This window comes from Acidocella sp., from assembly GCF_028687955.1.
Classification (GTDB): domain Bacteria; phylum Pseudomonadota; class Alphaproteobacteria; order Acetobacterales; family Acetobacteraceae; genus Acidocella.
Map to the genome: position 1 here is coordinate 1 of NZ_JAQTZC010000016.1, position 10,207 is coordinate 10,207.

Consider the following 10,207-nt stretch of genomic DNA (forward strand, 5'->3'; position numbering starts at 1 on the left):
TGGAATGGCCGGTGCCGCTGATCGGGAAAATCGGCGCCGAATTCATGGATCTTCCCCCGGAAGTGCGGGAACTCTCCATGAAGGTGAACCAGAAGTATTTTGCCCTGCGCGATGCGGCGGGCAATCCGGCGCCGTATTTCGCCTTTGTTGCCAATCTGGAGGCAACCGATGGCGGCGCGGCGGTTGTTTCGGGCAATGAGCGGGTGCTGCGGGCGCGGCTGGCTGATGCGCGGCATTTCTGGGATTTGGACCTGAAAACGCCTCTGAATGAGCTGCTGCCCAAGCTGGAGAAGATTACGTTTCACGCCAAAATCGGCACGCAGCGCCAGCGCGCGGAGCGGATTGGCGCGCTGGCGGGGGAGATTGCCGTTATCTTGAATGCAGATAATTGGACGGGTCGCCAAGCCAATCTGGCCGGGCGGCTGGCGAAAGTCGATCTTGTCACTGGCATGGTCGGCGAGTTCCCCGAGCTACAAGGCATCATGGGCGGCTACTACGCCGAAAAAGCGCCAAATGGCTGGGACGGTGCCAGCGTCGGCCCCGCCATCAAGACCCACTACCAGCCCAAAGGGCCGTCGGACGCGGTACCCACCGGCACGCTCGCCGTCGCCGTCGCTTTGGCTGACAAGCTCGATACGCTGACAAATTTCTTCCGCATCGGCGAAAAACCAACCGGCTCGGGCGACCCCTACGCGCTGCGCCGCTGCGCGCTGGGCGTTATCCGCATCATCCTGGAAAACGGCCTGCGCCTGCCGCTCAAACCGCTGCTGGGCGGCGATGAGAGCCTGTTTGACTTCATTATTGAGCGCTTGCGGGTGAAATTACGCGGCGAGGGCAAGCGGTTCGATGTGCTGGATGCGGTACTGGCGGCGGGGGCTGATGACGATCTTGTCCGCCTGATGAAGCGTGTCGAGGCGCTGGGCGGGTTGCTGGGCACCGAGGACGGCAAAAACCTGCACGCCGCCTATAAACGCGCCGCAAATATCCTCAAGATCGAGGATGCGAAGGATGGGCCGCATACGGCCGAGCTGGTGCTGGGGGCTTTGCCGCTGCCGGAGGAAGAGCAACTGCGCGATGCTCTGCCGTATATTGAGGCGGAGACGCTGAGCGCGTTCCGTCAGGAGAATTTTGGGCTGGCGGTGGCGGGGCTGGCCAGCCTGCGCACCACGATCGATGCGTTTTTTGACAAAGTGACAGTGAACGACCCGGCGCCGGAATTACGCCGCAATCGTTTGCTTTTGCTCGCGCGGTTCCGGGATACCGTTAATATTATTGCTGATTTTTCCAGAATTGAAGGTTGAGGGAGTAAAATTGTGACAAAATGGGTTTATAATTTTGGCGCTGGTGTGAACGACGGCAATGCCTCACTCCGGAACCTGCTTGGCGGCAAGGGTGCCAATTTGGCCGAAATGGCGAGCATTGATCTGCCCGTTCCCCCTGGTTTCACCATCACCACCGAGGTGTGCACCGCCTATTACGAGAACAATGAAACCTATCCGGCGGATTTGAAGCCGCAGGTGGACGCGGCGCTGGCGCGAATCGAGGCTGCCGTTGGCCGCAAGTTTGGCGACAAGGAGAAGCCGCTGCTGGTTTCGGTGCGCTCGGGCGCGCGCGTTTCGATGCCTGGGATGATGGATACCGTGCTCAATCTCGGCCTTAATGACGTGACCGTGCAGGGCCTGGCCGCGGGCTCGGGCGATTCACGGTTTGCCTGGGATTCGTACCGCCGCTTCATCCAGATGTACGGCTCGGTCGTGCTGGGCGTGGATCATCACCGGTTCGAGGAGATCATCGAGCAGGCGAAGCTGGATGCCGATGCGATCGAGGATACCGCGCTGACGCCCGAGCATTGGCAGCAGATGGTGGAAGGCTACAAGGCGATGGTTGCCGAGGAGATCGGCCGGCCCTTCCCGCAGGACCCGCAGGACCAGCTCTGGGGCGCGATTTCGGCCGTTTTCGGCTCGTGGATGAACCCGCGCGCCAATGTGTACCGCCGTTTGCATGATATTCCGGCGAGCTGGGGCACGGCGGTGAACGTGCAGGCGATGGTGTTTGGCAATATGGGCGAGGATTGCGCCACCGGCGTGTGCTTCACCCGCGACCCCTCTACCGGGCTGAACGAATTCTACGGCGAATATCTGGTGAACGCGCAGGGCGAGGACGTGGTGGCGGGTATCCGCACGCCGCGGCCGCTCTCCCAGGCCTATGCCAAGCCCGGCGAGGTGAGCATGGAGGTGGCGCTGCCGGAAGCCTATGCCGAGCTGAACAAGGTCCGCGATGTGCTGGAGAAGCACTACAAGGATATGCAGGACATCGAGTTCACCGTGCAGCAGAACAAGCTCTATATGCTGCAGACTCGCTCGGGCAAGCGCTCCGCCGCCGCCTCGTTGCGGATTGCGGTGGAGATGGCGGAGAGCGGGTTGATTGACCGCAATACCGCGATCATGCGCGTGAATCCGGCTTCGCTGGACCAGCTGCTGCACCCCACGCTGGACCCCAAGGCGACGCCGAAACTCTTCGCCAGGGGCCTGCCGGCCTCGCCAGGGGCGGCCTGCGGCGCGGTGGTGTTCTCGGCCGATGAGGCGGAGATGCGCGCGCAGAAGGGTGAGTCGGTGATTCTGGTGCGTATCGAGACCAGCCCGGAAGATATTCATGGCATGCATGCGGCGCGCGGCATTTTAACCACGCGCGGCGGCATGACCAGCCACGCGGCGGTGGTGGCGCGCGGCATGGGGCGGCCCTGCGTTGCCGGGGCTGGCAGTATTTCGGTTGATTATGGCGCGCAGACGCTCTCGGCCGCTGGCGTCGTGATCCGTGCGGGGGAAATCCTGACCATCGATGGCGCCACCGGCGAGGTTTTCGCCGGTACGGTGAAAATGATCGAGCCGCAGCTCTCCGGCGAGTTCGGTATGCTGATGGGCTGGGCCGATGAGGTGCGCCGCCTGAAGGTGCGCACCAATGCGGAGACCCCGCTGGATGCCGACACCGCGCGCAAGTTCGGCGCCGAGGGGATCGGCCTGTGCCGCACCGAGCACATGTTCTTCGACCCATCGCGGATTTCCGCCGTGCGCCAGATGATCATGGCCAAGGATGAGGCCGGGCGCCGCGCCGCGCTGGCCAAGCTGCTGCCGTTCCAGCGCAATGACTTTGTGGCGCTGTTCAAGATCATGGAAGGGCTGCCGGTGACCATCCGTCTGCTCGACCCGCCGCTGCATGAATTCCTGCCGCATGGCGAGGCGGAGCTTGCCGAGGTGGCTGAGGCCCTGGGTATGGATGCCGCTGAGATGAAGATGCGCGCCGAGGAGCTTTCGGAGACCAACCCGATGCTCGGCCATCGCGGCTGCCGGCTTGGGGTGTCGTATCCGGAGATTTACGAGATGCAGGCCCGGGCGATTTTCGAGGCGGCCATCGAGGTTGCCAAGACCGCCAAGGCGCCGGTGCCCGAGATCATGATCCCGTTGGTGGGCGTGAAGCGCGAGCTGGATATCACCCGCGCGCAGATCGAGAAGGTGGCGAAAGAGGTGTTTGCCGAGACCGGCAAGAGCGTTGAATACTCGATCGGCACCATGATCGAGCTGCCGCGCGCGGCCTTGACCGCAGATTCCATTGCCGAGGCGGCGGATTTCTTCTCGTTTGGCACCAACGATCTGACGCAGACGGTGTTCGGCCTCTCGCGCGATGATGCGGGCAAGTTCCTGCCGCATTATGTGGAGCAGGGCATTCTGCCGAAAGATCCGTTCGTCTCCATCGATGTTGATGGTGTGGGTGCGATGGTGCGTATTGCCGCCGAAAAGGGCCGCAAGACCAAGCCTGGCATCAAGCTTGGCATCTGCGGCGAGCATGGCGGCGACCCGGCCTCCATCGCGTTCTGTGAATCAGTTGGGCTGGATTATGTTTCCTGCTCGCCCTACCGCGTGCCGGTGGCCCGCTTGGCGGCGGCGCAGGCGGCGATTGAGCGCACGGAAACGCATTTTCGCGATAAGTAATACCAGTCAACCTTAAGGCTGACTGGTATGCGCGCGGGGCTGATGGGGCGGCCGCGCGCAAGCCATCCAGGGGAGGTCATCCCCTGGATGGTGGCGGGGTTATGCGAATTTTATGCGAATTTGAGGATTAAGAATCCGCCGACGATGCCGAGCGCGACCAGGCCGGTGACGAAGCCGAGGCGTTTTTCAATGAATGCCTGCGCGGGTTCGCCGAATTTGCGGAGCAGCGCGGCCTCGAGCAGGAAGCGCGCGCCGCGGGTGACCAGGCTGGCGAACATGAACAGCGGGAAGCTGAAGGCGGCGGCGCCGGCGGCAATGGTGACGATTTTATAAGGGATGGGGGTGAGGCCTTTGATGAGGATCACCCATAGTCCGTATTGCGCGAATTTCTGCTGGAAAACGGTGAAGGCCGCTTCGTAATGGTAGAAATGGATGATCGGCTGCGCCAGCTTGGCAAGCAGGAAATAGCCGATGGTGTAGCCCAGCGCGCCGCCGAGGACGCTGCCCAGCGTGGCGATGAGCGCGAACCAGAACGCCTTGCGTGGCTGCGCCAGGGCGAGGGGGATCAACAGCGCATCGGGCGGGATGGGGAAAAAGCTGGCCTCGGCAAAGGCGATGGCGAACAGCCAGAAGGGGGCGGCGGGGCGTTCAGCCAGGGCGATCACATGGTCATAAGTTTTACGGAGCATGGCACCTGCTCTGCCACAAGGCGCGGTGGCGGGCAAATGACAACTTGGTTGGTTATACCGGTAGTGTCACCCTTGCGCGCAGGCCGCCGCCAGGCAGGTTTTGAAGCGTGACGTCGCCGCCGTGAGCGTGGAAAATGTTGCGCGCGATGGACAGGCCGAGGCCCGAGCCGCCGGTTTCGCGGTTGCGGCTGGTCTCCAGCCGGCGAAAGGGTTCGAAGACGGCTTCCATGGCCTCGGGCGCGATGCCGGGGCCGTCGTCTTCGATGTCGGCTTGGATGAAGTCCTGGGGCAGGCGGCGCAGGGTGATGCGCGCGCAGCCGCCATATTTGAGGGCGTTGCCGGTGAGGTTGGTGAAGGCGCGCTTCAGCCCCAGGGGGCGGGCGTGGATGGTGAGATGGTCGGGGCCGTTGTAGCTCAGGGAGTCGGCCTGGTCTGGGTTGCCGTCGGCGGCTTCATCGAGAATGGTGCGCAGCAGGATCGCAAGATCCAGCCGGGTTAAGGGTTCGGTGGTGGTGATGTCGCGGCCGAAAGCCAGGGTGGCGGCGACCATGGCTTCCATCTCGTCGAGGTCAGCCAGCATTTTCTGGCGCTGTTCGTCGTCCTCCATATATTCGGCGCGCAGTTTCAGCCGGGTGATGGGGGTGCGCAGGTCATGCCCGATGGCGGAGAGCAGAAAGGTGCGGTCCTCGACGAAGCGGCGGATGCGCGCGGCCATGGTGTTGAAGGCGATGGCGGCGGTGACGATTTCGGAGGGGCCGCGCTCGGGCAGGGCGGGGGCGTTCACCACGTCCTGGCCGAGGCGCTCGGCGGCTTCGGCCAGCGTGCGCACGGGGATGAGGAGCTTGCGCACGGCCCAGAAGATCATCGCGGCGCCCAGGGCTGTCATGACGATGAAGGCGGAGGCAAAGCTCGGGGAGCGCCAGGGTTTTGCGGGGTTGAGGCGCGAGGTGATGGTGAGCCAGGCGTCGGGCTGGGGGCGCGCGAAGAGCGGCGGGAGCATGAGGGCGTCTGGCGGTCCTTGATCAAAGGGCGGCGCGGAGAGTTGCGGGTAGGGTAGGAGGGAAACCTGCGGGCCGGGCAGGCCAAAGCTGATGATGATGCGCGTGGGCAGGCCGTGGCCATGCAGCAGCAGGCCGCGCGGGTGCAGGCGCATGGGCATGTTGTCGGCAAAGATGCTGGCGCGGAGAATGTCGCGTTCGGCAAGGGGCAGATTGTAGCTGTGCGGCGGCAGCGGGGGGATTGCGCTGATGCTCAGCGTGTCACCCTTGGGCAGCGCCTCCTTGGCGATCAGGGCGGGGCGCTCAGCCGGGGGCGCCATGGCGATGTGCCGGTAGATGATGACCGCGCGGGTGGCGAAGACCTGTTCCTCCTGGATGCGCAACAGCTTGATCTGGTTGACGGTATGAATGAGCAGGCCGAGCAGCTGAATGCAGGCGAAGCCGGCGAGGAGAATGAGGATCGTGCGGCTGGCCAGGCTTTTGGGCCAGAGGAAAAGCTTCAACGCCGCTCTACGGGGGTGGAGAGCACATAGCCGCCGCCGCGGACGGTTTTGATGATCTGGGCGTGGCGGCCGTCATCTTCCAGCTTGCGGCGCAGGCGCGAGACGGCGACGTCGATCGCGCGGTCAAACGGGCCGGCCTGGCGGCCGCGCAGAAGGTCGAGCAGCATGTCGCGCGTCAGCACGCGGTTGGGGCGGTCGAGCAGGGCGACCAGCAGGTCATATTCGCCGCCGGTGATGGTGACTTCGACGCCGGAGGGGTCGGACAGGCGCCGGCGTGCGGTCTCCAGCGCCCAGCCGGAGAAATGGTAGCTCTGGGCGGCGCTCTCGGGCGGACGATCTTCCGAATCGCCGGTGCGGCGGAGCACGGCGCGGATGCGGGCCAGCAGCTCGCGCGGGTTGAAGGGTTTGGTGACGTAATCGTCGGCGCCGAGTTCCAGGCCGACGATGCGGTCGGTCTCCTCGGCCATGGCGGTGAGCATGATGATGGGCACCTTGCCCTCGGCGCGCAGCCAGCGGGCGAGGTCCAGCCCGCTTTCACCGGGGAGCATCAGGTCCAGCACCACGAGTTGGAAATGCCCGTTGGTGAAGGCACGGCGCGCCTCCTTGCCGTCGCGCGCGGTGGTGACGCGCAGGCGCTGGCGTTCCAGAAAGCGGGCCAGAAGGTCACGGATTTCACGGTCGTCATCCACGATGAGGATGTGGGGGAGGGTTTCCATGGCTGTTACAATAGAGGGTTTGCGCTGGAATGTGCAGGGCATGTTGCAATTGGTGACAATCTTGCCGGCGCGCGTTCCGGGGCCGCGGGGGAGCTAAAAAAATACTTGCGTGGGAGGTGCATTGGTCCTATTTGCCGCTTTACGCAGCAACGCACGTGCCTCTGCCGGTCTCCTTAGAGTGAATCGGTTACGCAACGACGTCAAGCGTTCTGGCAGCACGAACAGGGAAACCTGGAAGTGGCTGGTTCGTTGGACCGTTTCGCAACCGCGCCCGCCGCCTTTACCAGGCGGGCCTTCATATGAAAGGTGACTGCGGTGAATCATAAAATCGCATCATTTCTCGAATCTTCCGCACTGGCCACGCCTTGCCTGGTGCTGGATTTGGATGTCGTGGCCGGCAATTACGCCGCGCTGCGGGCCGCCTTGCCGGCGGCGAAGATCTATTATGCCGTGAAGGCCAATCCGGCGCCTGAGATCCTGCGGCTGCTGGTGGAGAAGGGCGCGTGTTTCGATGCCGCCAGCCTGCCCGAGATTGAGGCCTGCCTGGCTGCGGGCGCGCGGGCCGAGGCGATCAGCTATGGCAACACGGTGAAGAAGCCCTCCGCCATTGCGGCCGCGCATGCGCATGGGGTGCCGCTGTTTGCGTTCGATTCAATCGAGGAGCTGGAGAAAATTGCCCGCCATGCGCCGGGGGCGAAGGTTTACTGCCGGATCGCGGTGAACAATGTGGGCGCGGACTGGCCGCTCTCGAAGAAATTCGGCACCAGCATCGCGCGCGCGAAGGAGTTGATGCTGACAGCGCCCCGGCTTGGGTTGCAGCCGCATGGGTTGTCGTTTCATGTTGGCAGCCAGCAGACAGGCACGCCGGCGTATGAGATGGCGATCGCCGAGGTGGCGCTGCTGTTCACCGATCTCAAGAACCACGGGCTGGAGCTGAAGATGCTCAACCTGGGCGGGGGATTTCCGGTGCGCTACCAGGATGATGTGCCCGAGACGGGCGTGTTTGGCCATGCCATCATGAACGCCATGACCGCGCATTTCGGCAACGACCTGCCCGATATGCTGATCGAGCCGGGGCGTGCGATTGTTGGCAACGCCGGGGTGGTGGTTTCCGAGGTGGTGCTGGTTTGCCAGCGCATGGAAGAGGATGAGCGGCGCTGGGTGTATCTGGATATCGGCCGTTTCGGCGGGCTGGCGGAGACCGAGGGCGAGGCGATCCGCTACCGGATTACCGCTGGCAAGGGACCGGGCGGGCCGGTGGTTCTGGCGGGGCCGAGCTGCGATGGCGTGGATGTAATGTATGAGAAAACGCCGTACCGGCTGCCGCTGGACCTGACTGCTGGGGAGCGTGTACTGATCCATGATACCGGGGCCTATGTGACAAGTTACGCAAGCCAGAATTTTAATGGTTTTACGCCGCTTGCGGAGCATTATCTGTAGGTCGTCATTTTCAGGGAGACGGCGATGCGAGAGATCAAGTTGAAGGCGGCGGACGGTTCGGGCGAGTTTTCGGCGTTTGTCTATGCGCCGCAGACGCAGGATACCTGCGGCGCGGTAGTGGTCATTCAGGAAATTTTCGGCGTGAACGATTCGCTGCGCGCCACCTGCCAGACCCTGGCGGACATGGGCTTTATCGCCATTGCGCCGGATTTGTTCTGGCGCCAGGAGCCCGGCGTGAGCATCTCCGACAAGAGCGATGCCGAATGGCAAAAGGCGTTCGCGCTGATGAACGGGTTCGACCAGGACAAAGGCGTTGCGGATTTGAAGGTGACGCTGGCGGCGGCGCGCAAGCTGCCGGGCGCCAACGGGATCGCCGGGACGCTGGGCTTCTGCCTCGGCGGGCGTTTGGCGGTGATGATGGCCACCCGCTCTGACGCGGATGTGAACGTCTCGTACTACGGCGTGGGCATTGATAATCTGGTGCCGGAGTTTGATAAGATCGAGGCGCCGCTGATGCTGCATATCGCCGAGAAGGATGAATATGTGTCCCCCGAGGCGGTGGAAACCATTCTGGATGGTGCTGAGGAGAGCGAGTGGATTGATGCGTTCGTCTATCCCGGTGTGCAGCATGCCTTCGCGCGGGTTGGCGGTGTGCATTTTGACACGCGTGCCGCGGTGATCGCCAATGGCCGCACGGCGGAGCTGCTGTCCGAGCTGCTGGGCTGATTTTGCAGCGCCGCGGGTTTTGCGGGATGGCCGGTATGGGGATGCTCATGCCGGCCTTTGCTTTTGGCGGTGTTCCCGCCGCGGATTTTGCCGCTGGGTGCGTGGCTGCCATCCGCGGCCAGATGGCGGCGCTGCCCGACGGGCCGGTGCTGCTCAACAGCTATCTGGTGGAAACCGGGCCGGGGGCCGCGGATTTTGACCGGACGCAGGCGAACGCCGCCTATGTGTATGACAACGCCCTGGCCGGGTTGTTGCTGCTGGCGGCGGGGCATGAGGCCGAGGCGCTGCGGATTGGCGCGGCGCTGGAGATCGCCCAGGCGCACGACCGGTTTTATAAGGATGGCCGGTTGCGTAATGCCTATATGGCCGGGGCGGTGGCAGCGCCGGCAAAGCTGCCCGGCTGGTGGGACGCCAAGGCCGGACGCTGGGCGGAAGATCCGTATCAGGCGGGCAGCCAGAGCGGGCCGATCGCCTGGGCGATGCTGTTATGGGCGGCGCTGGGGATGCACGCGCCGGCCGATGCGGCGGGAAATTTTCTCGATGACCGGTTGCGCGCCGGTGCGGGCTATTACGGCGGATTTTATGGTTTTGAACCGAACCCGCTGAAACTGACTTGGCAGAGCACTGAGCAGAATACGGATTTATATGTGGCTTTTCACAGGCTTGGCCGCGCGGAGGATGCCGCGCAGGCGAAAAAATTCGTAACCTCGATGTGGGATGCGAAGGCGGCGTGTTTTGATGCCGGAACGGCGCCTGATGGTGCTGTTAATCATCTATGCGCGGCGGATGCGGGTATCTGGCCGTATCTGGCGGGCTTGGCCCCGGCGGAGTCCGCGCTGACCGCGATCAAGGCGTTGCGGCGCGGTGCGGGGATCGGGTTTTCGGATGCCAGCGCCAGCATCTGGCTGGAGGGCACGGCGTTTGCCGCGCTGGCGTCGCGCCAGATGCGCAACTCGCTGGCGGCCGTGTTTTTTGCCACGCTGGCGCGCAATGTTTCGCCGCAAGGGTATGTGTATGCCACCGTGGCGCCTGAGCTTTCCACCGGGCTTACCACCGGGCCGAGCCTGCAAAAAGGCGTGCCGGAACAGGCGTTTGATTATTTCCGCCGCCCGGCGTTGAGCACCACCGCCTGGGCGGGGCTGGCGGCAA

The 10,207-nt window shown here is 63.8% G+C and carries 8 protein-coding genes; 5 read left to right on the plus strand and 3 right to left on the minus strand.

Going from position 1 to position 10,207, the window contains the following annotated elements:
• Both glyS and ppdK read left to right on the plus strand, forming a co-directional pair.
• A partial coding sequence (gene glyS / locus PHE40_RS03635) for a glycine--tRNA ligase subunit beta (protein ID WP_299958136.1) occupies positions 1-1,301 on the plus strand: 1,301 nt, incomplete at its 5' end.
• 12 nt (positions 1,302-1,313) lie between these two features.
• Positions 1,314-3,986, plus strand: a complete 2,673-nt coding sequence (gene ppdK, locus PHE40_RS03640) for a pyruvate, phosphate dikinase (protein ID WP_299958138.1) — start codon at positions 1,314-1,316, stop codon at positions 3,984-3,986.
• Positions 3,987-4,096: 110 nt separating this feature from the next.
• Here ppdK and PHE40_RS03645 read toward each other — a convergent pair whose 3' ends face one another.
• The 3 genes from PHE40_RS03645 to PHE40_RS03655 are packed head-to-tail and all read right to left on the minus strand — an operon-like array spanning position 4,097 to position 6,892.
• Positions 4,097-4,675, minus strand: coding sequence for a YqaA family protein (locus tag PHE40_RS03645; RefSeq protein WP_299958140.1), 579 nt, complete (start codon positions 4,673-4,675; stop codon positions 4,097-4,099).
• Between the two features lie 52 nt (positions 4,676-4,727).
• Complete coding sequence (locus PHE40_RS03650; RefSeq protein ID WP_299958142.1) at positions 4,728-6,176, minus strand: ATP-binding protein; 1,449 nt, start codon at positions 6,174-6,176, stop codon at positions 4,728-4,730.
• Entirely contained in the window at positions 6,173-6,892 is a 720-nt protein-coding gene (locus PHE40_RS03655; RefSeq protein ID WP_299958144.1) for a response regulator, read from the minus strand. The genes PHE40_RS03650 and PHE40_RS03655 overlap by 4 nt, the downstream gene beginning before the upstream one ends.
• Positions 6,893-7,207: 315 nt before the next feature.
• Here PHE40_RS03655 and PHE40_RS03660 point away from each other — a divergent pair, with 315 nt between their 5' ends.
• The 3 genes from PHE40_RS03660 to PHE40_RS03670 form a co-directional block, all read left to right on the plus strand.
• Positions 7,208-8,332 (plus strand): type III PLP-dependent enzyme, encoded by a 1,125-nt coding sequence (locus PHE40_RS03660; RefSeq protein ID WP_299958146.1) that lies wholly within the window; start codon positions 7,208-7,210, stop codon positions 8,330-8,332.
• 24 nt (positions 8,333-8,356) lie between these two features.
• Positions 8,357-9,058 carry a dienelactone hydrolase family protein gene (locus PHE40_RS03665; RefSeq protein WP_299958148.1) on the plus strand — a complete coding sequence of 234 codons (702 nt, stop codon included), beginning with the start codon at positions 8,357-8,359 and terminating at the stop codon, positions 9,056-9,058.
• A gap of 47 nt (positions 9,059-9,105) precedes the next feature.
• Positions 9,106-10,207, plus strand: a 1,102-nt coding sequence (locus PHE40_RS03670) for a hypothetical protein (RefSeq protein ID WP_299958149.1), incomplete at its 3' end; no start/stop codon positions are given.

What these genes read in the sequence shown, in the direction of transcription:
- PHE40_RS03665 (WP_299958148.1), top strand. Translation starts at nt 8,357, where the DNA reads ATGCGAGAGATCAAGTTGAAGGCGGCGGACGGTTCGGGCGAGTTTTCG.
- PHE40_RS03645 (WP_299958140.1), bottom strand. Translation starts at nt 4,675, where the DNA reads ATGCTCCGTAAAACTTATGACCATGTGATCGCCCTGGCTGAACGCCCC.
- PHE40_RS03655 (WP_299958144.1), bottom strand. Translation starts at nt 6,892, where the DNA reads ATGGAAACCCTCCCCCACATCCTCATCGTGGATGACGACCGTGAAATC.